The 22,592-nt window shown below is 45.7% G+C and carries 24 protein-coding genes; 16 read left to right on the forward strand and 8 right to left on the reverse strand.

Going from position 1 to position 22,592, the window contains the following annotated elements; genetic code table 11:
* Positions 1-5: 5 nt before the first annotated feature.
* From AC58UW_RS26205 to AC58UW_RS26255, 11 genes are all read left to right on the forward strand, one after another.
* Positions 6-965 (forward strand): PfkB family carbohydrate kinase, encoded by a 960-nt coding sequence (locus AC58UW_RS26205; RefSeq protein ID WP_497423501.1) that lies wholly within the window; start codon positions 6-8, stop codon positions 963-965.
* A gap of 151 nt (positions 966-1,116) precedes the next feature.
* Positions 1,117-1,827, forward strand: a complete 711-nt coding sequence (locus AC58UW_RS26210; protein WP_497423502.1) for a CpaB family protein — start codon at positions 1,117-1,119, stop codon at positions 1,825-1,827.
* A gap of 18 nt (positions 1,828-1,845) precedes the next feature.
* On the forward strand, positions 1,846-3,081 hold the full coding sequence (locus tag AC58UW_RS26215) for a CpaE/TadZ family protein (RefSeq protein ID WP_497423503.1): 1,236 nt from the start codon (positions 1,846-1,848) through the stop codon (positions 3,079-3,081).
* A 57-nt stretch (positions 3,082-3,138) separates the two neighbouring features.
* Positions 3,139-4,608: an ATPase, T2SS/T4P/T4SS family gene (locus AC58UW_RS26220; protein WP_497423504.1), complete on the forward strand. Its 1,470-nt coding sequence runs from the start codon at positions 3,139-3,141 to the stop codon at positions 4,606-4,608.
* A gap of 3 nt (positions 4,609-4,611) precedes the next feature.
* Positions 4,612-5,544: a hypothetical protein gene (locus tag AC58UW_RS26225; protein WP_497423505.1), complete on the forward strand. Its 933-nt coding sequence runs from the start codon at positions 4,612-4,614 to the stop codon at positions 5,542-5,544.
* A gap of 12 nt (positions 5,545-5,556) precedes the next feature.
* The gene (locus AC58UW_RS26230; RefSeq protein WP_497423506.1) at positions 5,557-6,429 is read left to right on the forward strand and encodes a hypothetical protein; all 873 of its coding nucleotides are present in this window, start codon (positions 5,557-5,559) and stop codon (positions 6,427-6,429) included.
* Between the two features lie 14 nt (positions 6,430-6,443).
* A complete protein-coding gene (locus tag AC58UW_RS26235; RefSeq protein ID WP_164819826.1) occupies positions 6,444-6,593 on the forward strand; it encodes a hypothetical protein in 150 nt (49 codons plus the stop codon).
* Between the two features lie 21 nt (positions 6,594-6,614).
* Positions 6,615-6,761 carry a hypothetical protein gene (locus AC58UW_RS26240; protein WP_497423507.1) on the forward strand — a complete coding sequence of 49 codons (147 nt, stop codon included), beginning with the start codon at positions 6,615-6,617 and terminating at the stop codon, positions 6,759-6,761.
* Positions 6,758-7,183 (forward strand): hypothetical protein, encoded by a 426-nt coding sequence (locus AC58UW_RS26245; protein ID WP_497423508.1) that lies wholly within the window; start codon positions 6,758-6,760, stop codon positions 7,181-7,183. The genes AC58UW_RS26240 and AC58UW_RS26245 overlap by 4 nt, the downstream gene beginning before the upstream one ends.
* A gap of 16 nt (positions 7,184-7,199) precedes the next feature.
* On the forward strand, positions 7,200-7,682 hold the full coding sequence (locus tag AC58UW_RS26250; protein ID WP_497423509.1) for a hypothetical protein: 483 nt from the start codon (positions 7,200-7,202) through the stop codon (positions 7,680-7,682).
* 54 nt (positions 7,683-7,736) lie between these two features.
* Positions 7,737-8,921, forward strand: coding sequence for a M24 family metallopeptidase (locus AC58UW_RS26255; RefSeq protein WP_497423510.1), 1,185 nt, complete (start codon positions 7,737-7,739; stop codon positions 8,919-8,921).
* A 317-nt stretch (positions 8,922-9,238) separates the two neighbouring features.
* Here the strand turns inward: AC58UW_RS26255 and clpP are convergent, their stop codons facing one another.
* From clpP to AC58UW_RS26270, 3 genes are read right to left on the reverse strand one after another with little or no spacing between them, the layout of a single operon-like run.
* Positions 9,239-9,820: an ATP-dependent Clp endopeptidase proteolytic subunit ClpP gene (gene clpP, locus AC58UW_RS26260; protein WP_497423511.1), complete on the reverse strand. Its 582-nt coding sequence runs from the start codon at positions 9,818-9,820 to the stop codon at positions 9,239-9,241.
* Between the two features lie 39 nt (positions 9,821-9,859).
* Positions 9,860-10,162 carry a hypothetical protein gene (locus AC58UW_RS26265; protein WP_497423512.1) on the reverse strand — a complete coding sequence of 101 codons (303 nt, stop codon included), beginning with the start codon at positions 10,160-10,162 and terminating at the stop codon, positions 9,860-9,862.
* A 14-nt stretch (positions 10,163-10,176) separates the two neighbouring features.
* Positions 10,177-10,761, reverse strand: a complete 585-nt coding sequence (locus AC58UW_RS26270; RefSeq protein ID WP_497423513.1) for an ArsR/SmtB family transcription factor — start codon at positions 10,759-10,761, stop codon at positions 10,177-10,179.
* A gap of 427 nt (positions 10,762-11,188) precedes the next feature.
* Between AC58UW_RS26270 and AC58UW_RS26275 the strand changes: the two genes are divergently transcribed.
* The gene (locus AC58UW_RS26275) at positions 11,189-11,611 is read left to right on the forward strand and encodes a MarR family winged helix-turn-helix transcriptional regulator (RefSeq protein ID WP_497423514.1); all 423 of its coding nucleotides are present in this window, start codon (positions 11,189-11,191) and stop codon (positions 11,609-11,611) included.
* Between the two features lie 52 nt (positions 11,612-11,663).
* A complete protein-coding gene (locus tag AC58UW_RS26280) occupies positions 11,664-12,269 on the forward strand; it encodes a pentapeptide repeat-containing protein (RefSeq protein ID WP_090823728.1) in 606 nt (201 codons plus the stop codon).
* Between the two features lie 110 nt (positions 12,270-12,379).
* On the opposite strand, the gene AC58UW_RS26285 is transcribed toward AC58UW_RS26280, so the two are convergent.
* Positions 12,380-13,036, reverse strand: coding sequence for a response regulator (locus tag AC58UW_RS26285; RefSeq protein ID WP_497423515.1), 657 nt, complete (start codon positions 13,034-13,036; stop codon positions 12,380-12,382).
* Between the two features lie 2 nt (positions 13,037-13,038).
* On the reverse strand, positions 13,039-15,030 hold the full coding sequence (locus tag AC58UW_RS26290) for an ATP-binding protein (RefSeq protein WP_497423516.1): 1,992 nt from the start codon (positions 15,028-15,030) through the stop codon (positions 13,039-13,041).
* Positions 15,031-15,465: 435 nt separating this feature from the next.
* Between AC58UW_RS26290 and AC58UW_RS26295 the strand changes: the two genes are divergently transcribed.
* Both AC58UW_RS26295 and AC58UW_RS26300 read left to right on the forward strand, forming a co-directional pair.
* Positions 15,466-16,011: a hypothetical protein gene (locus tag AC58UW_RS26295; protein ID WP_497423517.1), complete on the forward strand. Its 546-nt coding sequence runs from the start codon at positions 15,466-15,468 to the stop codon at positions 16,009-16,011.
* A gap of 21 nt (positions 16,012-16,032) precedes the next feature.
* Positions 16,033-17,859, forward strand: a complete 1,827-nt coding sequence (locus AC58UW_RS26300) for a stalk domain-containing protein (RefSeq protein ID WP_497423518.1) — start codon at positions 16,033-16,035, stop codon at positions 17,857-17,859.
* A gap of 218 nt (positions 17,860-18,077) precedes the next feature.
* On the opposite strand, the gene AC58UW_RS26305 is transcribed toward AC58UW_RS26300, so the two are convergent.
* The 3 genes from AC58UW_RS26305 to AC58UW_RS26315 form a co-directional block, all read right to left on the reverse strand.
* Positions 18,078-19,217 carry an MFS transporter gene (locus AC58UW_RS26305; RefSeq protein ID WP_497423519.1) on the reverse strand — a complete coding sequence of 380 codons (1,140 nt, stop codon included), beginning with the start codon at positions 19,215-19,217 and terminating at the stop codon, positions 18,078-18,080.
* A gap of 185 nt (positions 19,218-19,402) precedes the next feature.
* Positions 19,403-20,233 carry a carbohydrate ABC transporter permease gene (locus tag AC58UW_RS26310; RefSeq protein ID WP_497423520.1) on the reverse strand — a complete coding sequence of 277 codons (831 nt, stop codon included), beginning with the start codon at positions 20,231-20,233 and terminating at the stop codon, positions 19,403-19,405.
* A complete protein-coding gene (locus AC58UW_RS26315) occupies positions 20,230-21,183 on the reverse strand; it encodes a carbohydrate ABC transporter permease (protein WP_497423521.1) in 954 nt (317 codons plus the stop codon). Before AC58UW_RS26315 ends, AC58UW_RS26310 begins: the two co-directional genes overlap by 4 nt.
* 295 nt (positions 21,184-21,478) lie before the next feature.
* Here AC58UW_RS26315 and AC58UW_RS26320 point away from each other — a divergent pair, with 295 nt between their 5' ends.
* The gene (locus AC58UW_RS26320; RefSeq protein WP_497423522.1) at positions 21,479-22,519 is read left to right on the forward strand and encodes a LacI family DNA-binding transcriptional regulator; all 1,041 of its coding nucleotides are present in this window, start codon (positions 21,479-21,481) and stop codon (positions 22,517-22,519) included.
* Positions 22,520-22,592: the final 73 nt, after the last annotated feature.

Genomic DNA, 22,592 nt, shown 5'->3' on the forward strand with positions numbered 1-22,592 from the left:
GACTTATGAGTAAAACCTATATTGTGTGTTTGGGTGAGCTTCTAATCGACTTCGTACCCGAAGTAAACGGACAAGCCTTGGCCGACGTAACGAGCTTTCAGCGGGCGGCGGGCGGAGCACCGGCCAATGTGGCTGCGGCGGTCGCCAAACTAGGCGGCGACGCAAGGTTTATCGGCAAAATCGGCCGAGACCCCTTCGGCGATTTCCTCGTGCGTACGCTTGACGAAGTCGGCGTGCAAACGGCCGTTGTCCAGACCGATGAGGCGAAGACGGGTCTGGCTTTTGTGTCGCTGCGCACGGACGGTGAGCGCGATTTCTTGTTTTTCCGCGACCCGGCGGCGGACATGCTCCTGCGCGCAGACGAAGTCCAGTCGCAGTGGCTGGAAGACGCAGCGGTCTATCATTTCGGCTCGGTATCCTTGATCGCCGAGCCTTGCCGCACCGCGACGCTGGACGCAGCGCACAGGGCGAAAGATCTTGGCGCATTGGTGTCGTACGACCCCAATGTGCGCCTTGCGCTGTGGCCGAGCGCAGATAGCGCTCGGGCAGAGATCCTTGCGCAGCTTCCGCTTGCGGATGTGGTCAAGGTCAGCGAGGAGGAAATCGAATTCCTCCTCGGCGTGGACGCGACCACTGGGGCGCAGCAGCTGCTGCAGCGAGGACCTAAAGTGATTATCATCACTTTAGGTCCTGAGGGCTGCCGCGTTGTGAGCGCGCGGCAGGATGTGGTCATTCCCGGCACGCCAGCGGCAGCCGTGGACACAACAGGCGCCGGCGACAGCTTCGTCGGCGGCATGCTCTTTCAGCTGGCGTCGCTTGGCGTGACGCCTGCGAACATGGTTGACGCGCTAGCTGAAGCTGGCGTCGCCGAGCGCGTTTTTGGCTTTGCCAACCGCGTGGGCGCCATCACTACAACGCGCCGCGGTGCAATTCCTGCGCTTCCAACGCTCGCGGAAGTGCAATAATGTAAGTGAGTTAAACAGGAACGAGCTTTTTTCGTAATTTATGTTGAAATATGGAAGATTCTATGATATTTTTAATGAGCGAAGAACGCAGATTTCGGATGAATGTCCGAGAGCTGCGTTTTTTTGTTTTTAAGTCGATGGAGGTGAGATTTTGAATCGCAGGAGAAGCCTGCTTATTGCTGTGGTGGCTGCGGTTATGGCGGCAATGCTCGTGTATGGCGTATATGTGCTGCAAGTTAATCAGGTGGAGATGCAGCAGACGGTTCCGGTCGTTGTTCCAAAAGATTTTATTCGTGCAGGCGTCTTGATACGTGAGGAAATGGTGGAACTTCGACCTGTTCAAAAGGGAAGCTACACGCCAGGTATGCTGACTAGCCTGAACGAGATTATTGGGCAGGAAACGTTGATACCGCTAGGGACGAAGGAGCCTATTTTAAAATGGAAGGTAAATCGTTATCATATGCTTCCGAATGAGCGGCAGGCAACTTTCCAAATGCCCAAAGAATATTTGCTGTCGGTATCTAACGGTATTCGGGCCGGAGATCGTGTTCGTGTGTATGTCTCGGGTACTGATAACGGCGGTTCACGCAGGCTATTTGAAGAAAAAGAAATTACGGTTGCTTCTGTCAAATCATCGGCGAATGTGGAAGTCGACAATCCCAAGAATCCAAATCTGATATCCAAGGTGGAAGGTGATAAGGAGAAAATGTACGCTTCCCGCTTGGAAGCTAACGGGGCTATTGACCAAATCAACTTGAATTTAACCGAAAATGAGTGGCTGGAGATTGATCGTTTATGCAGTTCGAAGAAAGCAAAGCTGGTTATTGCTTTCAGTTCCTCTTCGATTTTGACTGGAGATTGAGATAAGGAGGGATGAGGAATGAATATCGGATTACTTTCAACAGATCAAAGATTAATAGACGAAATTATTCATGTCGTTTATAGAAAACCATTGAACTGGATGATTTCATCAACAGCGATAGATTTGATCAGCAATTTAACGGAATTAACTTTTTCACATGTAATTATTTCTGATCGAGAGCTTGATTTTGGCGATTTGGAGGAGTTCCTTGAAGGGTTGCAGCAAGTAAACCCAGACTTGAAAATCATTGTTTTGCTTTCCAACTATCATGATGTGACGATCAACGAGAAGTATGTGAAAATGTGCAAGCTCATGAGGTTGGATTACATCCAGCCGGGGCGCAGTACCGCAGTCATTGCCGATGACATTCGGGCTTGGGTGGACGGGTTCGGGGGAGATCTAAGGTACCAACAGCCTGTAGGTAAATTAGTTGCATTTATTGGATCCACTCCAAATATAGGGACGACCTTGGCCTCTTTTGGTGTGGCTTATTCGCTGGCTGCGGAGACGTCACAGAAGGTGGGATACGTATGCTTGAATCTAAAGAGCTCTAAGCTCCACCGCTATTTAGGGAGAGACGAGAACGGGTTTACGCTCGATGGCTTGCGCGCAGAGCTCAAAGCTCAAAGTTTGACGCCGGAAAGGCTGCTGCTCGTTTGTGATAAACCGAAGGAAGCCCACGGTCTGTATGTCCTGTATGGGAACATGCTTCGTGAGCAAGCGGAGTTCTTTTCGCCATCGGAAATCATACATTTGCTGCGTGTGGCCCGGAGGGCTTTTGACATTTGCATCATAGAGGTTAATGCCTATTGGGATAATGCGGCGACTGTTTGTGGGCTATTGGAGTCTGACAGCAAGGTTGTCGTTACGACAGCGGATATTGCTCATTTTCAAGAAGATTTTTCACGGTGGATTAGGCAGGTTGGTTCGGTTTTTGGTTTGCAGCCGGATGGTTTTGAGTTAATGGCCGTTCAGACAGAACGTCATTCGAGACATAACGAGTTTACGATTAAAGATATTCGCAAGGAAACTCAGCTGCATTTGATCGGACAGATTGCTAAGCATGGGGACGCGCTTTCTCGTTGTAATCAAGGCAAGCTGCTCGATATGCTGACCCCGAGTCATCCGATGTATGAGGAGGTTAAGGGAGTTGCGGCCAAATTAGCCGACTTGTATAAGCTGCCCAGGAAGGAGACGGTACGACAAATTACATGGCTGCAGAAGCTGATGGCAGGGAGAAAAACGGCAAGTTAACGACACGGAGGCGGGGTGAAAGGAGTGAATGAGGAAAGGTTTTCGATTATTACTTATATGCATGAACGAAAACTGAAGGAAAAGGTCGTAGGAGCAGGTTTTGATACGGGAACATATGGGGAAAGCAGCCTCAACACAGAGAAAATGGTTAGATTAGAGACAGGAACTAGAGATAGTTACAGCGATTTAGGAGAGGAGGCTGGTGCGCAGCCCGCACAGGAAGATGTGATTTTTGATCAGTGGGTACAGGATATACGCAGTGAGCTTGTGATGATGAAAGGCAGGACTGAGGCAGAAAAACAACTGTATAATGAGACGCTGAATCGCGCCATTCTTGGTTATGAAGAGGATCGAGGGAAGCTGCTTGCCGTTATTCATGACCTCGTTGCCAAAAGAAGGCTTACCGGTATACCTCCTCGGACCAGCGGATATACGACTTTGCCGGAGGCGATTTTTGCAGAAATTATCGGAATGAATGTACTGGAGCTGGTATTGAAGCATAAGGAGGGACTTGAAGAGATTCAGGTTGTGGGGAGGCAGATCTTTGAGGTGCGTGGCGGGAATGCGATCCCATCCGCTTACGTGCTTCCTTCTGTACGTGAATTAGAAAGAATTCAACAAAATTTGGTGCTTTTTAACAATGATACGCTGAATCCTAGAAAGCGCTGGGCTGAGGTCGTGCTGCGGGATGGATCGCGAGTGACGATGACCGGCTTCGGATTTACGGCAGAGCCGACTTTGACGATTCGTTTTTACACGGTACAGAGGTTTGATTTGGCGATTCTGGCTTCCGCGGAGCTTGCCACGATGAATCATCGAATGGAGCAATTGATTCGGTGTTTGATCCGTTCTTATTTTAACATAGTTGTTATTGGTCCCACGAACTCGGGTAAAACGAATCTTATTAAAGCGATTATTGCTGAAATGGATCATAACGAAAGGATTATTACAATCGAATCGCGGTTTGAATTAAATTTGAAGCGCGATTTTCCTTACAAAAATATCGTCGAATACGAAATTGACGAGGAAGATCCGAGGCATTCCGGTTTGCAGGCTTTTAAGCTGGCATTGCGGCAATCACCGAAACGGATTTGTCACGCTGAAATTCGAGATGAGGATGCGAATCTTTATGTCAGAGCTTGTACGCGAGGTCATGAAGGCAGCATCACTTCCGTTCACGTAAGTGAGCTAGAGGATGTGCCCGATGCGATTACGGATATGTGCATGCTGGATGGTAGGGGAATGGACCCTTTGCGTTTGACGAAAAGAATCACGGCATTTGTGACACAAATCGGGATGGAGATGGCCGTTGTCCACGGGAAAAGAAAGATTGTGCGGATCGTCGAATATCGGTACGAAAATGAGGAGGTTTGCGTAACGGAACTCGCAACTTATGACAAGTCGACAGAGGAATGGAAATTTCCCGGGAAATTGTCGCAACCTGCATCGCGGAAAATCAGTAAGGCTGACCCTGAGGGGTATGCTTTGTTGATGAAGCTCGGTTTTATTGAGAAAGAAGGCGGGTAATGCATGATTTTCGCTACATATGCCTTTCTGGTGTTGCTGTTTATCGTCGTATTTCTGGCTGTGCGATCCGTTTTACACGTACTAATCCGACAGCGCAAAGCCAGATTTAGGCTGCATTATGTCAAAATGTCTTCGTTCGGCAATCGTTTCAGCGAATATTTGGGCAACAGAAGTCGATTGATTAAGCATGTAAAGGAGATGATGGAATCCGTCGAATTAGGCATGAGTTTACAAACGATGCTAGTGGTAACTTTTGTCTTATTTTTAGTCGGTGTTTTGGCGGGAAGCTTGTATTTTCAATCGGTAAAAGGGGTTTTGATTTTGACCTGCATCTGCGTGTCGCTGCCCTATGTGCTGCTTCGACTTAAACTGGTCAGTGTCAGGCTGCAAACCCGACTCGAGTTTCTTCCAGCTGTAGAAGTATTTTATCAATACTATATGGTAGATCCTCATAAAAATATAAAAATGGCACTGAAATATTGTTTGGAGGAAAACCGGATTTTGTATCCGATTAAGCCTGTATTTGAACAGCTGTATCGTAATCTGATGACACAAAGAGATAAGGAGGAAAGCCTGCGCATTTTTTCACTCACATTGGGTCATGCATGGGCTGAGTATTTCATTGGTATTATGCGTGTGGCTTTGACGGAAGGAAGTTTTGTAGGTGATAGTTTCAAAGAGCTAATCATCGACATGCGAAAGGCGCAGCGATTCGATCAAATAGAACGAAATCGACTTTTGGAGATTCGTATTGCCAATTTTACGCCGATTTTGTTTCTTGCCTTATTTTTGTTCATTAATTTCAAAGTAAACGCTGACAATGCCTATTTATACTATATTTTGGACCCTGGCGGACGAAATATGATCTTGGATGCGCTTTTGCTCATATTCGTCTCTTTTATCATGGGGATTTATCTTTCAATGCGAAGAATGTGAGGGTCTATTGAAATGATTCAGATTGCATCCAATGTGCTCCTATTTGGGCTTATCATGACGGTAGTTTATCACGGGATTATGCTTGTGCCTGTTCGGGCTAATAGGTGGAGGACGTCTCAAGTTTTGAGCGTGCTTCGAGAGAGGAAGCTTCCTGAATGGTTGTTCAAATGCTTAGGGCTAAAGGCAAAGGTGCTGGAAGAGAAGCGTCAGCTGCTGTTAGGCTGTGGCATTCGGTTGAATGCCGGTCTCTACGAAGGAGGTAGAAGAATGCTGCTAGGGGCAGCTTTTCTTATGGGGACTTTAGGGTATGCTGGCTTACAGCATCCAGTGCTAACTTTGTATATTGAGCCTATCTATGTGTTAACCGGGGCGTTCTGTATGTTGCTGTTCTTGTTTTTCGATAAAAAAGTGTTGGCACAGTTGAAGGAAAAGAGAGCAAATCGCATTGTGCGGGAAATTTACGTCATTAGTCATCATTTGCTTTATTACAATGATTCGCATATGAGTTTGCACGCTAAGCTATCATTATGCGCCGCTCAAACTCGTTCTATTCGGACGCAGTTCGGGCTTCTGCTCAATGAATGGTATCAAGGCTCGGAAGCGGCGATTGCCCAGTTCAAAATCAGGTTGGGAACGGACGAAGCGCATAGCTTCGGGGAGACCTTGAATGTACTCAGATTGAATGAGCACGCCAGTTATTATGAGCTGCTCAAGCAAAGGATTCAGGACTATAAAGAGAAGATGGACTTGGTTCGAGAAAGTAAAAAAGAAGCGGTTTCTTACGTGCTGTTTGTGCTTGCCGGACTACCAATCTTGAATACGTTTCGGGTATTTATGTACCCTTGGGTTGCCGAAGGTCAACGATTATTTCATGCAATTAACTAAAGGAGTGGCGCGTTATGAGAAATATTTTAGTTACCGTTATGATGTTGATTGTGGTTGCATTCCTCTTTACATCAATTGTTAATGATGGTTCGACAGGATTAAGGCGGAATATTTCGACGCATGGTACGCAAGCGAATACGGATATTACGGCATTAAGGCCTTAATCTTCATGCAGGGGGCAGGCAGTGAGGTCGATTTTAGTGACAGTGATGTTAATTATGGTTGTAATTGTTATTTATAACAATGTGGTTGGAGGAAGTACGGGAACACGCAAGCAGGTGAATAACGGCGGTGCCAGAATTAATGGAACGATAGAACGGATTGATCCATGAAGCAGCTATTGGTGTTCGTTCTACTTGTGACTATGCTCTGTTGGTTCATGTTCGCACCAGTGTATAAGCATGTCGTTATTGTTCGCCAGGCTGTGTTGCAAAAAGAAGTTGATTATCTACTGGAAATCGGCGCTAACGGCAGGCATGGGTACATCGATAACTTGATGATTCAAGAGTCCAGGGACCGTATGGAGGAAAGAGGATTTATGCCAGGGGATCTCGTCTATACGATCGAAACCACAACAGGGACGGGGGGAACGAATGCGAGTGCTCCTGTTTGGAGGGGAGCGGGGTTACGTTTGAAGCTGACTTACCCGTATCATCGGCTTTTTGTTATTGATCAATTGGTGGGGATAACTGTTCCTGCGGAAACTGACCGTATGGGGGCCAGCGGCATGAAGATGAGTGAGTATGTGCCTTGAAGGTTGAGGGGATGTTGTGTATAAGCTGCTATTCATGGCGCTGATGAGTGTTGTGTTTATGTCGATGTATGCGCTGCAAACGGATGAAGAGCTTGCCATGCACACGGTTTTTCATGGGAAGCATGCGCTTAACCGTGCAGTGCATGCGGCCGCTCAGCAAAGTGATCAAGTGAAGCTGGCTGAGGGTATCCATGCTATAGATGAGAGCAGGGCAAAGACTGTGGCACTGCAATATTTACAGGCAAATTTAAGACTGGATGCGGCTAATCATCCGCTGCCGGACACTTTTTTACAAGACGAGGTGGTGGTGGAACTCTTTAAGATCGTTAATGAAGGGGAGGTGTTTCCTTATACCTATACGAACTCCGCCTACGGTTACTCGGTTACGCTGGATCGACCAGGGGTGATTATGTTCATTCGGTTGGATTTCCCGAGAACGTATACCGTTTTGCAGCCGATTACTTGGAGGATTAAGTGTTCGGCAGAAATGGTATTTTGAATGTATAATAGCAGATGAGGTGTACATTCTTGGAGTTTGTGAGGAGAGGTACGAATGACGATTTTCCAGCAAAGGCAGCTGTGGCTTCAGGGTGAGATGATCAAGCGAGGATGGTCCGGCTTCCTGGTCACCCATCATGTGGATATATATTATTACTGCGGCTCGATGCAGACGGGGTATTTGTTCATCCCCGCGGAGGGCGAGGCGTTGTACCTCGTTCGCCGCAGTTTGATCCGCGCGGAGGAGGAAGCGTCAGCGGACGTGGAAGCGCTGGGATCTTGGAAGACGCTGGCTGAGCGTCTTCGCGCGCGCTGCGCGAGCGGGTCCGCGGCGGATGCGCCGCTGCGGATCGCGACCGAGCTGGACGTGTTACCCGTCCAGCTGTATGGGAAGCTCCAGGCGGCGCTGCCCGGCGCTGCCTGGGAGGATGGCTCGCTGCTCGTGCGCGAGCAGCGAATGATCAAATCGCCGGACGAAGTCGCGGCGATTCGGGGGGCGGCGCGCGTTGTCGACGCGGCGCTGGAAGCGGTCATCCCTCACATTCGTGAGGGGATGGCGGAGTTTGAGCTGATGGCGCTCATCGAGCATCAGCTCCGGCTGCGCGGGCACCAAGGGCTGATGCGCATGCGCGCGTACAATTCCGAGTTAATCACCGGAATGGTCGCGACAGGCGCGGCGGCAGCGGTGCCCACCTATTTCGACGGGCCGGCCGGGGGCACGGGGCTCCACCCGTCCAGCCCGCAAAGCTCAGGCCGCGCGCTGCTTATGCGCGGCGAACCGATCCTCGTCGACATTGGCTGCATGGTCGACGGGTATTTGATCGATCAGACGCGCACGCTTGTGATCGGCGATTTGGACCCTGAGCTGCAGCAGGCTTACGACGTGGCGGAGCAGGTGCTCCGCGCCACAGAGGCTAAGCTGCAGCCGGGCATGATTGCCGAGCATCTGTATCTGCTCGCGCTGGATCAAGTGCAGGAAGCGGGGCTGAGCGCCCATTTCATGGGGTACGGCGCCGACCAAGTGAAGTTCCTTGGTCACGGCATCGGGCTCGAGATCGACGAATTGCCGGTTCTCGCCAAGGGTTTTAAATACCCGCTGGCGCCTGGCATGGTCATCGCGATCGAGCCGAAGTTTACCTTCCCGGGACGCGGAGTGGTTGGTGTTGAGGACACGTACCTGATTACGGACAACGGCTGGGAGAAGTTGACGATTTCGAGGGAAGGTCTTATCCGAGTTTAGATTTAAATTTAGCTTTAAGTTTAAGTGTTAAGTTAAAGTAGCCATATAACACAGCGAGGCTGTCCCGAAAGTAGAATTTCCTACTTATGAGACAGCCTCTTCTTTTTGTCGATCTATCAGGTAATCCGTATTATTCATGTGCGTGAGGAAACTACAGTACGGCTAAATCGGCTAATTTCAGTTCCCTGCAGAACTACAGGGTCTTATTTGCCCCGGGGTGGCCTCATCTCACTTAAAACCGCGCGAATAGCGGATCACAGTTCCCTTTGCTTTATCAGGACTATAGTTCCCAGTATCCTAAACTCTTGGACGCGAGGTTAGATCTTCTCGATGACTTTGTCAATCAGACCATAAGTCTTAGCATCCGCGGCATCCAAAAAGTAATCGCGGTCCGTATCCAGCTCAATTTTCTCAATCGGCTGTTTCGTCGTTTCTGCAAGAATACGGTTAAGTGTATGGCGAGTTTTGAGAATATGCTGAGCGCGAATATGAATGTCGCTGGCTTGCCCTTGAGCACCGCCCCAAGGTTGATGAATCATGACTTCGGCATTTGGAAGGGCAAAACGCTTGCCTGGCGCACCGGCTGTAAGAAGAATCGCGCCCATGGATGCCGCCATTCCCACACAAATAGTAGATACATCAGGTTTGATGAAATTCATCGTATCATAGATTGCCAATCCGGCCGATGTTGATCCTCCGGGGGAGTTAATGTAGAGTGAGATATCTTTCTCTGGATCTTCAGCGGAAAGAAACAATAGCTGGGCAATAATCGCATTGGCTACTTGATCATTCACTTCTGTTCCTAAGAAGACAATTCTGTCTTTCAGCAAACGGGAATAAATATCGTAAGAGCGCTCTCCTCGCGCGGTTTGTTCAACGACCATAGGTATGAAGCTCATAGGATTCATCCTTTCTATTTTGAGAGTAACTTATTCCTGTTAACATGCGGCTCTGCTTTGTACAGTATGACGGTAAACAGGCTGTTTTTGGCCAAAACCTGAGGAAATGATGAGAAGACGGACAGGTTCCTCACCCTGAGAATGGAATTCACGGACAGTGAAGGTAGCTTCTGACTCAGATATGCTCTGGCGGCGATAGTCGTCGATGGAGATCACTTGGCTATCTGATTTGTTAGGAACTACGCGCTCTGCAGGGCGCTCCCATGTGATAACAGGTGTTCCTGGCGTTGTGTTCTTCTGTTCTCTTTTTGATTCTTGCTCTTGCTCATGTTCTTGACTCATCGCAGGTGTCCTCCTCATTCTTTCGGTTTCGGATACACGGCTAATAATACTTGATAGGCTTCATTCTTGTCTTTGCCGGCAGGGTAGCGTTCCACTAACTGCTGTACCATGGCAGCATATTCCTCAATGAAGGCCTGTCGCTGCTGCTCATTGGACAAATGAACCTGCAGCTGCAGCGTAGCACTGGGAATTTCTTCTCCAACATCAGATTGCTCCATGAGCAGCATGGCGTCACGCCTTATTCTCTCTGAGGTTGTGACTAGATGGGCGAGCGAACTTTGGTCCTTCAGCTTTTGCACAGTTTCGGGCTTCATGCTGAGGCAATCAGCAAGCACAAAGGTCTTGGCAATGGATCTGTACAGCACCTCGACCAGATTGCGTACTTGACGCGTGCCGACTCGCTGCACTAAACCTGCTTTTTCCAAAGCCTTCAAGTGATAGTTGATCCGCTGCGCGGTCTCGCCAAGCGTTCGAGCTACTTCAGCTGCAGAGCCTGGTTCCAGAAGCTGTGCGATAATCTCCCCACGTATGGGGTTAAGCAGTACAGTAGCTTGCTCGGGCGATTCGATGTAATACCTGTCTTGAATATCGTTTAGCATGGAGAGGATGCCTCCAGTACAATGATTATGTTACGTAAAAATATTTTATTACGTGGGAGAGGGAAAGTCAATGGGCGGTTAAGCAGCCAGCAGCTATTAGTTGACAAATAAGTTTTGAAGTAACAAATAATGTTTGAAGTAAACTAGTAAGCGTAGGAAGAGGTGCTTGTATGATTGCGTGCAGCTCCCTGTGATTACTCGATGTATAGGATTTATGTTTATATTTATTGCGTTTATAAGCTTTAAACTAACGAAATAAGCTAGTTCAGCGATCAAGGAGCAGTAGCCTCGGTGGCAACTGCTCCTTATTGCATTAAGCTATCGGACAGTTATGCTCAATAATTCATACTACCTATATGGAAATAATACTATTTTAGTTGACTTATCAACTACTTTGGTATATTCTTTCATGGGATGTGATTACAAAATGGATTTACTCGATAATATTGCTGTCTTAATTCATGATGCCAAATTAGATATAGCTATGCACATGACTAAAAGTTTAGCTCCGTATGATATTACGCCTGAACAAGCTTTTATAATTGTTTTGCTCAATGAACGGGATGGGTTGTCTCAAGGTGAGATTGCTTTCGCTTTAAGAAAAGATAAATCAAGCATCACTCGGATGATTGTGAGCCTTGAAACTAAAGGTCTAATGCACAGAATTACTAATAGTTATGACCGTCGTTACTTTAAAGTATCATTAACAGATAAAGGTAAGAGCTTAGCTGCAAATGTAATACCTTGTATTTCAGGAACTATTGATGTACTTGAAACAGGTTTTTCACTTGAAGAAATGAGTGAATTACGAAGGCTTCTAATTAAGATGCGAGATAATATGAAAAAATGATTTACGTACACCCAATAGTTGATATATCAACTATTGGGAAAGGAGGAGTATCATGTTTGAGCATATCAATCAAAATTATGAAGGAATAGACTTTTGTAATCAAGATTTGAGGTATGGCGAGCTAATTAGTTGCACTTTTCATCGTTGCACATTTGCTAACGGATCGTTAGAGGAAATTACAACGAGAAACTGTCGTTTCGTTGAATGTAATTTTCGGGGTGCCTCGCTAAATAGCTCCGTTCATAAAGAATCTGCGTTTGAGAATTGTAACTTTGCCGAAGCCAATCTATTTGTTTCGAAGTTTGAAAACTGCAAAATGACGGGTTCAGATTTTTCCAGTGCCAATATGGATGGAATCACCATATTCCAAGGGGATTGGTCTTATACGAATTTGAGAAATGCCAGACTGGTTAAGCAAGATTTGCGTGGAATTAAATTTTATGAATCTGACTTAACTGAAGCAAATTTAGAAAAAGCTGACTTAAGAAATTGTGATCTTACGAGAACAATGCTAGCTAGAGCGAAATTACAGGGAGCCGATGTAAGGGGAGCTAAAATGGATGGTGTGGATTTCAAATCCCTCACACTCAAGGGGTTACGAATGGATACAGAGCAAGCAGTGTTGTTTACACTTTCGCATGGTGCAAAAATGAATTAAATGACTATCTTCTAAACTTATTTGCAATTCAGCTTTTTCCGCTCTGAATACAACTTCAAAACTTAATTGTCACCGAACACCAGCCATTTTCGTAACTCAGTGAATACTCACTAACTATCTTCCACGCCAAACAAATCCCGAGATTTATTCAAGAGCTTTTTGGCTTCGTGGCGATCTGCAACTTGGAGTTTGTTTAAGATATTTGTGACATGATTGGCGACAGTTTTCGAACTCAATGAAAGACGTGAGGCAATTTGTAGGTTCGTATATCCATCAGATATAAGATCCAATATTTCTCTTTCACGCCCGGTTAGTTCGGAGAGAGCGGGGTTGGCAGGTTGTGATTGTTGCGGCATCATAAAATAATGCATCATGCGTGCCGCGATGTCCGAACTAAACACGGCTCCGCCACTTTCAACCATACGAATGGACTGCAATAGCTCCATTTCTCCTGCGTCCTTTAGGACATAGCCTCTTGCTCCCATTTGCATAGCAGTAAAGACAGATTTGTCGTTCTTCAGCATGGTTACAATTAATATTTTCATATCGGGGAGCTTTTCTCTAATGATTCTTGTAGCTTCAATCCCGTTGATACCGGGCATCCTAACATCCATAACAATAACATCCGGATGCAGGGAAACAGCCATCTCAACGGCCTCTTCCCCTGTAGCTGCTTCCCCGATTACCTGCAAATCATCCGTTGTCTGAATTAAGTTTCTTACGCCGCTGCGAAATAACGGATGGTCGTCCGCTAGTAGGATCTTCAAACCTATTCCTCCTTATGTGAGAATGGCAGATGTGCGATTACGCGTGTTCCGCCAGACTCCAATCGTTCAAAGACACATTGACCGCCTAACTCTTGTGCACGCTCGCGAATGGATGTTAAACCGATACCTCCATTGCTTGCTGGCTTGATGTGGATGGGAATACCAATCCCGTTATCTATGACTTCTATTCGCAATTCATTCGCCGAATTCATCTGTAAATAGATGTCGCAAATTGTAGCGTTCGCATGTTTTACGATGTTTACGAGTGACTCTGTTACTATGCGATAGGCTGCCACTTCTACCGCTGCCGGTAAATCGGGAAGCTCTTGAGGAATATGCAATTTTGCACGCAAAGAGGAAATATGCAGGGATGCAGACACTTGTTCCGATGTTTTGATCGTGTCTTCAATACGTGCCTGAATTGAGCCTATCAAGCCAAACTCATCAAGTGTCGGTGGACGAAAGTCGTGAACCATGGTTCGAATATCATCAACCGTCGAGCGGATCGTCACCCGTAATTCTCCAAGCAACTCGACAGCCTTATTGGGGTTCTTCCCAATATATTGCTCTGCCGCTGCCACATTAAAGGCTAAAGACATCAAACGGGGGGCAAGGTCGTCATGAAGATTTCTGCGAATTTGTCGCCGTTCCTCTTCCCTGGCATGGATGAGACGAGAGCGGGAGTCTTGCAGGTCTCTGGCAAGAAGCTTCATATCGCTGGTCATGTTCACGCTGTGAACAATCTGTCCTGCTTGCCGCACAAGGACATCCAGTAACTTGCGATCCTCCGATGTTAAGACTTCTCCGGGAGAACGGCTGGAAAGAAGCAGTTTGCCGAGCTCCTCTCCGCCATGAATGATCGGGATACCCTGAACATCAAACACTGTCTTTCCTGCTGCAGACATAAGTTTCTCTTGTCCGTTGATCCTGATTGAAATGCCGACGTAGGGGAGTCGAAGGGCATCTTGAATTGTTTTGACCATAATATCGAGCAATGTGTCGTGATCAATCGGTTTGACCAGGTGATCCCCCAGTTCGGCAAGAACGGCAAACGGGTCATCGTGCTTGCCCTTCATCATCCTATTAACGATGCGCTGCAGTCTTTGTTTTAGAGGCATGAATAAAAAAGCAACGATAGATGTCGCTATCAGTGAAATGATGATGTTCCCGTTAGTCTGAAACATACGACTTAAGTACAAGACGGATAGAGAGTAAATAAGGACAATAGAAAGATATAAGGCAATGTACACAATCGTTCGGTTAACAAGCGGATCAATGTCCCATAACCGGTGCCGCAGAATCGCAAATGTAAGTGTTAATGGGATGAGGGCAACAAATACATGAAGAGATGCATTCAAATAAATATATGATATAGGATTGTCGGCAAATACCTGATAAACGATCAAACTGCTTACCCCGATAAATCCTAGAAAAGAAATCGAAACGCCATATACTACCCATTTTGTCTGTTGCCGCTCTTCTGACGAGGATATTTTTATGTATCGGTAAAACTGAGAATAAATCATCGTACCAATAGCTGATAAATAGTAGATAATTCTCGCCATACCCGACCAATTTTCTAAATCGAATACGGTACCGGGGAATACGAAACTAACGATTTGCACTATGGAAAAGGGGATAAAAACGTAATAAGTTCTGGACGGTGAAAACCGACCCGTCGGAAAAAGCTGAAATAGCAAGAAAAGAGAAATCCAGCCAATCCCCCTGACGGCATCATACCATCGTTCCCATAATGGAATTCCCTCAGAAGCTATATCGACTAATGAGGGGAAGGTTGTTCCGTATGCCACGAGGGCAAGCAGAGCAATGGAACCCATAACCCCTCTCTTGCATTTCCAAATAATAACAGCCGAGGCTATATAAAAGAGAACTGGAAGCACACAATCGATAACGACGAAGGTAAGCGCATAGGTATCGGGCGTAAAATGATAGCGGTTTAGAGCTTCTATTGTTGTAGGTGGTGCTGGAGACATGGGGCCGCATAATTGCAAAACACATTTAGTGCGTAGAGTTTCGTAGTATTTGGAAATAGCACTAATAAAGAAAATAAAGGTTACGATACTAAAAATGACAGAAAAAAATTGCAAAAGCCATATAGGACCTATCTTTTCTACTTTGAACGGCCGATCTCGCTTTGTCGGATTCGGTACTGACATTTGCTCCCCCCAGAAACAGGAATACACATATTCTTTTGATAAAAATGAGGTCAACCGAACAAGTCAACCAAAGGAACATTTTCATGTCTATCGTATCAAATCCCTCGTTTTCTGAATAGCAGTTAAAATCATTTCCCGAAAATACCTATGAAAACTTCCCGCCATACCTAGGAGGAGCTACTCTCCAAAACAGGAATACAGGTTTGTTATGCTTATTTCAAGAAATCGAAAACAAATTGGAGGATGAAAAGAATGACATTGGAGAGAGTTGTCAAATGGCTTGGGTTTCTTTGCGTATTGGCGGGAATCATCCGAATGGGTATGACGCCATCGTCGCTCATTTGGGGAGATGATAGCACGCCGGAGGTTATTTGCGGATTTGCGGCCTGTATCTTGATGGCCGTCAGCTCCATCGCGCTTTACATGGCGCAGTCTCGTGAAACTGGGGTGCTTGGATTTATTTCAGCCTTACTCCTCATGATCGGGAACTTATTGGTAGCATCTAATTTTTATGGTTTGTTCGCATATGGCTTTTACGCGAAAGAAGGAGCATTCGCAAGTATGATGGGAGGGGTTTCAGGCATGGGGATGCTACTGGGGACAATTTTACTTGCGATTCTAACCTTCCGCGCAAAAGTGTTTCCGCTCTGGACGGTGATCCTGCTGGTCATTATGCTGGTTTCATTCGGACTTCCTTGGCTCGACAAGTGGTTCGCCTTCTTCTGGGGTCTATCCTATGTAGGAATGGGCTTTCTAATCTATACAGGAAAAAACTTAAAGACTACCAAATTGGTATGACATTGAGGGAGGAAAAAAATGATGTCTAATACACGTAATAAAATGCAATCATTGCTAATAAGCTCGGTGTTGGCTGGACTGCTTACATTTGCCGGTATCGCGTCTGCTTTTGGTGAGACGACACCTACCGGTGCTGAAATCAAGGAGTTCAGTTTGTTGGATACTGCTTCAGACGTTGTCGGCGCAGCAGACTTCACGCCGGAGGGCAATAAAGATGGCCACTTCAAGTTGATTCTGAGCTTAGCTCAGAAAACGATTATTAATTCGGTTGTACTTCGTTCTACGGATGATTACGGCAAAGACAATTTTCAGGGAGTGTGGAGAACAAACCACGTTACCACCGGCTGGCTACTCGGCATTGTCCAGGATAAAACGGTAACAACATCAAGCGGCACTACCCATGAGAGTGTAATCATTAACCCAGGTTTTCGAAAAGATGTAAAAGAACCTGTTGGTGAGTTCAATGGGGAGCTTATATTTGACTTGTATGCTAGCAACAATGGAACAATTAAGGAAACGCAGTCTTATATAGTGGAAATCGAGACTCCGCAGGGTACGATTGTTTCCAAACCGATTAAATATAACAAGCCGATGAAATCGGGAGGGACAGGAACTTCGTCTATACCAGCTCCAACACCTTCCCAAAATCCGCCATCAACTACGCCAACTCCAGCATCGACTCCAAGTCCGACACAGCAGACACCGACACCGATTCCAATTCCAATACCGCCACAATCACCTGCCCCTACGGAAGGGCCGACAATCCGTGTATTTCTCAAGGGCCAAGAACTTCACTTTGACGCTGCCCAGCCTATTATACTGGATGGTTCAACACTAGTTCCATTCCGCAAACTCTTTGAAACTCTTGGTTTTACAGTGAAATGGGTTGAGAATGGCAATATTCAACAGGCGCTTGGAACGAAAGACGGTTTATCTATAGAATTAACGATTAATAGTATGACTGCAAAAGTAAACGGAAAAGACGTTAAATTGGATATTCCTGCCAAAATTATTAATGGAAACACGTTGGTTCCATTGCGTTTCGTGGTGGAGAATAGCGGTTACCAAGTCTCTTACTCCCGCGTGGGCAATGTTGCGACGATCCAAATTGAAGATGCTGATGTTGTGACTAATCCCGATCCAACTCCAGTTCCAATACCAGATCCAATACCAGATCCAGTGCCCATTCCGTCTAAAGAGGAGATTGAATCTTATGTTGTTAAAGGTTATGTACGTGATGCGAATGGCCATCCAGTACCAGATGTTTCAATCTTTGCGGATAATACCTTACTTTACAACAGCAATATCCTTGGAGTCACGGATGAATCAGGACACTATCGGATTGAATTACCGCAAATTACAACAACATGGCGAATGGGCGCTGACCTTACCAAAGAATTTAACGGCAAGAGTTTTACCTTCCATTTAACAGCTGACGTCGACCGTCCTCTTGCGGGGAGTTCAGGAGCTGTCCGAGATTTCACTTGGAAAAAGTTTGATGGTCAAATATTTATTTATCCCAATTTTTCATCATTGGATGATAGTCTGCCTGAGTTCGATATGAGCGATCTTGAAATAACACTTATGCCTGTCGGTCCATTGCTTGACGGAAGCACAGGCCAAAAGTTGATTAAGCACGCTGGCCCCGTCCGAGACGGCGCGGGTATCGATAATATACCAATCGGGCGTTACAAAGCGACAGCCAGATGGCTGCCTGAAGGGCATAAACCATTGCCCATGCTGATAAGTGTTAATAGCGGCAAATATGCTGAATCTGCCGAATTCGAATTTGACATATCCAACACCACCTTATACTATATGAGCGAATTTGAAGTTAAGCTGCCCTAGCAGTTGCTTTGAGGGCTACTGGAGCTTGGTTGTTGCGACTGAGTTGTAAAAAGTACTTCTAAACTTATTTGTAAATCGATTCTAAAAGAAAAACCAGCAAACCTTGAGTTTGCTGGTTTCTTGTGCTTCAAAACTTATTAGTCACCGTGTCCGGACTATGGGTACCGGATGAAAGTTACCTCGTTACGGGTTCACGGAAGTACTGTTCAGAAATTTCACTAAGGCTGTTTCTCGAACATCTCGGTGCTCTTACCGGAGAAATACGGGACCATTAGAGCGCAGACGAGAGCTAGCAAAATTAATAAAATAAACGTTCCTCCATGAATCTCCTTTACCGATAAGGCTAATATAAGCAATAGTATTTTGGAAGCATTCAAGAAGCATTCTCGCCATAAAAAAATATGAGCTTGTTGAATGGCTGTTTGCTTAGTAATAATTCTGAATTGTCTAGTGTTCCAAACCGTCCCAAAATAAAACATACCGATGGTTGTTAAAATGTTTGAAATGATAAGAAGGGGGGCCTTAGGTAATAACGGCAGAAGAATACCAACCGAAACAAAAATCATACCGATGGCGAGCCAAGTTCCCTCACGGACTTTCAAACGCTTATACATGAACATAGCCCCCATGGCGAAGCAAGCATTCAGTACATTCAGTATCGCGATAACCAATTTGTCTTCGGATACGGTAAACGTAAACACTAAAGAAAACAAAACTTGAAACTGCAAAAATATACCAGTCGCCATAAAGGACGGAACCATCCAACGCAGAGAACTGCTGGAGAACACCAGTCGAAATTGAATACGGTGGAATAGTCGCTCCGATTGGCCGGAGAGGGTAATGGAAGGAATATGGAATGAAACTGTCAGTAAGAAAGCGACAAACAGCATCAATAGCAGAAAGGAGCCAGAGTAACCAATCCATTTGATAATAAGAGCAAAGGCTATCGGATTAACGATTGAGACGAGCTGGTTAATAATATTGGCTATTGAGAAATATTGCTCGAAATCCTTCCCTTTCCCATACATGCTCAATGTAATGTTCTGCGTTACGGCATATAATCCCCACATGATACCGATAGGAATGGAGATAATAGTGATCCATAGAAATCTGTTATCCAGTTCCAGTACCGATAAAAGAAGGAAAACTATTGCTCCGCAGAACGCATTTATTCGAATCAATACACGGGTCGTGTAGCTGGTTAGTAATCTGTAACCCCCCGCAAACCCAAAGGTCCAAGTGATAAACATGATTAGATTGAACCATACCACCTCGGAGATACTGTTGTTCTTTTCCCATATAAATAAATTGACGAATATACCAATGTAGTTAAAAATAACGATTGATACTGCATTCATGAGCAGTAATCGTTTCATTTGACTGCTTATAAGCATTTCTTTTAGCCGCCTTCTAGAAGTTAATGTACCCCAAATACCCCCTCTAATAGTGGACTTACCTCAGTACTTGAGTGACACGGGTCCTCATGAACTCCGGGAGCTTGTGTATCGGAATGGGCTTGTTTTATCCAGGAGAGGATTCATGATTACCCCTTCACAGCCCCGTTGAAAATGCCGCCCACCATATTTCGCTGAAACAAGATGAAAAACAAAATGGATGGTATCAAGATAATCCCAATCCCGGCAAAAACAAGGGTATCGTTCGATCCCTCATGGGCGGTCAACAGCGTGATGCCTACTTGTACGGTGCGCATTTCCGCTTTGGTAGTGACCAGCAACGGCCATAAGTAAGTGTTCCATACGCCGACGAACGATGATAAGCCAAGCGAAGTTATAATCGGTATGGAAACAGGGATACAGATTCTGGAATAGAACCGGAAGTCGCCGCAGCCATCCAGAAACGCGGCTTCCCGCAAAGTGCCCGACACCGTTTTGAAGTATTGGCGAAACATGAATACTTGAGTGGCGGATACGAAGAACACAATCATAATGCCAAGGTAGCTGTTTAACAGGTGCAGCTTGCTGACAGTAATGAAGTTAGAGATCAATAAGGCTTCCGACGGGGTCATCATCGTGCCAAGAATAAAGAAAAATAAGAAATTGCTTCCGGGAAACTTGAAAAAGGCAAAAGCGTAGGCAGCCAAGCTGGAAAGGATGAGTCGTACGACGGTAACGACAATGGCTACGAAGAATGAATTCCACATGAAGCGCAAAATTTGAGTTTCGAACAAAACGGTTCGGAAGTTGTCCAAATATGCAAAGCTATGCGGCAGGATCGAAGGCGGGAACGTGCCAAACTCGCTTTGTGTTTTGAATCCAGCCATGAGGGCATAAAAAATTGGAAATGCTACGATTAAACCAAGCAGCAATTTAAGGACAGATGCCAAGTACGGTTTCAAATTTCGACTGTACGTCATTCGTATACCACCCCTTTTTTCTCATAAAGAAAGTTGAACAACAGGAAGATAAATGTGAGGATAAAGGCGCAAATGCTTGCTGTGCTTGCAAGTGAGTAATTAATGCTTCGGAATCCTGAGGTGTAAATGTAATAGATTAGAGTCGATGTAGCGCCAAGCGGACCGCCTTTCGTTAAGATCATAACAGGGGCGACCATGGTTAACCCGACAATAATTTGCGTGCATATAACAAAGAATAAGGTAGGCGATATCAGAGGTAACGTAATGCGGAATGTTTTCTTCCAATAGCCGGCGCCATCCATTTCGGCCGATTCCAACAAATCCTGCGGAACATTTCGAACCGCAGCCAGCATGAGCAGGAAGTCGAAGCCCATATGGGTCCAGACCATCGGGATCACAAGGGAAGGCAGCGCCCACGTCGGGTTCTGCAACCAATTTATATTTGTTGTATTCTGCAATAAGCCAAGCAAGTTAAGCAAATAATTCAAGAGCCCTGTGCGGCCAAAAAATTGTTCGAATATTAAACAAGTCACCGCCATGGAAACACCCATTGGAATGCAATACAGCAGCTGACTGGTTTTGGCAAACGGATTCTTAGGAGCAGCAATTAGAGCAAGCAGCAATGGACAGATAATGGCAAGCGGAACATACATAGCCGTAAATTTCAAGGTAACGAGCAGCGCGTTTACAAATTCCTGCCTTCCGAACAGGTTCATATAATTATCTAATCCGACGAACCTGATTATTTTGCCTTGTGCACTGACACTCGATAAACTGTAGATGAAGGTGCGCAAGAATGGAAAGTAGTCGAATACGAGAATAAACGGGATAATAGGCAGGACGAACAGATAAGCCTTCCATATATCTTTTCTGCGCTTGCGCTTGCTAGTTACCGTGCGTGGCAACGATGGAATACTACTGCTAATTGGTGAAGACACGAATTTGGCCATGAGACGAGAACCCTCCGAACATTTTTAATAGGCGGTCGAAGATCAACTGAATTTGGAGCGTTCCAAAATCAATTTCCATCGCTCCGATTTTGAACCAATTTGAGATTAAAACCAATCATGGACCATTAAACAAACAACCTTGCAACACTAGATCATATTACATGACACTAAAAAAAGTTGTCAATTGGACGGGCGAGATTTAACATAGAGTTGATCTTCAGCTAACAATTCACATAAGTGGGTAGTATATATTGTAAATAGTTATTAATAGTTGGATATTGGATTGGAGGCTTATATGGGTGTCACGATTATGGATATAGCCGAGGAGGCTGGCGTATCCAAAAGCACAGTTTCATTGGTCATTAACGGGAGCAATCTAGTCAAGCTGGAAACTAGATACAAGGTACTGCAAGCCATCCACAAACTGGGCTATGTACCTAATATGGTTGCGCGCGCACTGACTACAAGCAAAAAAGGGACATTCGGGTTGATCTTTGTAACCTCGGGAGAGGAAAACTTGTCTTACGGATTCGAGTCTATTCCCGAAACACTGCTTTTCGATGTCAGCTATGGCATCAATGAGGGATTGAAAAATACGGATTACACGTTGCTTACAGAACGTTTCTCCATGCGTGACAAGCTGCCGAACATTGTCAAGAATAAGCGTGTAGACGGGGTATTCATCATTGGGGGCTTGTTCGACAGTCAATTTATTGAGAGTCTCCGAAAGGAAAATATATATGTCGTCATTATCGGCCGTACCTATGAGGGAGTCGATTCCGTATCCGTCAACGCGTACCAGGTTGGTTATCTCGCCGCGAAGCATTTGCTGGAGAAGGGACACAACACGATCGTTTTTGTGAATGGACCTCGAGATAATGTAAATTCCATAGAAAAACTGGCGGGCTTTACGGCAGCCTTTAACGAGGATGGTCATCCGGAAGAGAAAAAAAAGCATGTTATTCATGGTGCGTATACCGGCAGGGGCGGCTACGAAGCGATGAGTGAGTTGTGGGAACAGGGAATCAGACCTGATGCGGTTTTTGGCGGTAGCGATGGGATCACCATGGGGATTATTCGATATTTGTACAAGCAAGGCGTAAGAATACCGGAAGATATTTCCGTTATGGGTTACGAAGAATCGATCATTACTGCGCATTCACCACTAGCGTTAACCATCATCGATGGACATAAAAGGCAGCTGGGTGAAGCGGCATGCCTTGCGATGCTGAATCGTATGCATAACAAGAATGCCCAAGAAGTATCGCTAAAGCTGGATCCCACATTGATCGAGCGAAATTCGGTAAGGGAATTAACTATTCACCGCCAGATGTAAATTTTTGGCGGTGGAATTCACAATTTATTTACTTCCAGTTAACCAAAATCGGTTTATTCCAAGCATGGAATAA

This window comes from Paenibacillus sp. J22R160, assembly GCF_059692135.1.

Excerpts from the sequence above, each read along its gene's own strand:
- AC58UW_RS26205 (WP_497423501.1), top strand. The coding sequence starts at position 6 with ATGAGTAAAACCTATATTGTGTGTTTGGGTGAGCTTCTAATCGACTTC.
- AC58UW_RS26215 (WP_497423503.1), top strand. The coding sequence starts at position 1,846 with ATGAATATCGGATTACTTTCAACAGATCAAAGATTAATAGACGAAATT.
- AC58UW_RS26220 (WP_497423504.1), top strand. The coding sequence starts at position 3,139 with ATGCATGAACGAAAACTGAAGGAAAAGGTCGTAGGAGCAGGTTTTGAT.
- AC58UW_RS26225 (WP_497423505.1), top strand. The coding sequence starts at position 4,612 with ATGATTTTCGCTACATATGCCTTTCTGGTGTTGCTGTTTATCGTCGTA.
- AC58UW_RS26230 (WP_497423506.1), top strand. The coding sequence starts at position 5,557 with ATGATTCAGATTGCATCCAATGTGCTCCTATTTGGGCTTATCATGACG.
- AC58UW_RS26235 (WP_164819826.1), top strand. The coding sequence starts at position 6,444 with ATGAGAAATATTTTAGTTACCGTTATGATGTTGATTGTGGTTGCATTC.
- AC58UW_RS26245 (WP_497423508.1), top strand. The coding sequence starts at position 6,758 with ATGAAGCAGCTATTGGTGTTCGTTCTACTTGTGACTATGCTCTGTTGG.
- AC58UW_RS26255 (WP_497423510.1), top strand. The coding sequence starts at position 7,737 with ATGACGATTTTCCAGCAAAGGCAGCTGTGGCTTCAGGGTGAGATGATC.
- clpP (WP_497423511.1), bottom strand. The coding sequence starts at position 9,820 with ATGAGCTTCATACCTATGGTCGTTGAACAAACCGCGCGAGGAGAGCGC.
- AC58UW_RS26265 (WP_497423512.1), bottom strand. The coding sequence starts at position 10,162 with ATGAGTCAAGAACATGAGCAAGAGCAAGAATCAAAAAGAGAACAGAAG.
- AC58UW_RS26270 (WP_497423513.1), bottom strand. The coding sequence starts at position 10,761 with ATGCTAAACGATATTCAAGACAGGTATTACATCGAATCGCCCGAGCAA.
- AC58UW_RS26275 (WP_497423514.1), top strand. The coding sequence starts at position 11,189 with ATGGATTTACTCGATAATATTGCTGTCTTAATTCATGATGCCAAATTA.
- AC58UW_RS26280 (WP_090823728.1), top strand. The coding sequence starts at position 11,664 with ATGTTTGAGCATATCAATCAAAATTATGAAGGAATAGACTTTTGTAAT.
- AC58UW_RS26290 (WP_497423516.1), bottom strand. The coding sequence starts at position 15,030 with ATGTCTCCAGCACCACCTACAACAATAGAAGCTCTAAACCGCTATCAT.
- AC58UW_RS26295 (WP_497423517.1), top strand. The coding sequence starts at position 15,466 with ATGACATTGGAGAGAGTTGTCAAATGGCTTGGGTTTCTTTGCGTATTG.
- AC58UW_RS26300 (WP_497423518.1), top strand. The coding sequence starts at position 16,033 with ATGTCTAATACACGTAATAAAATGCAATCATTGCTAATAAGCTCGGTG.
- AC58UW_RS26305 (WP_497423519.1), bottom strand. The coding sequence starts at position 19,217 with ATGAATGCAGTATCAATCGTTATTTTTAACTACATTGGTATATTCGTC.
- AC58UW_RS26310 (WP_497423520.1), bottom strand. The coding sequence starts at position 20,233 with ATGACGTACAGTCGAAATTTGAAACCGTACTTGGCATCTGTCCTTAAA.
- AC58UW_RS26315 (WP_497423521.1), bottom strand. The coding sequence starts at position 21,183 with ATGGCCAAATTCGTGTCTTCACCAATTAGCAGTAGTATTCCATCGTTG.
- AC58UW_RS26320 (WP_497423522.1), top strand. The coding sequence starts at position 21,479 with ATGGGTGTCACGATTATGGATATAGCCGAGGAGGCTGGCGTATCCAAA.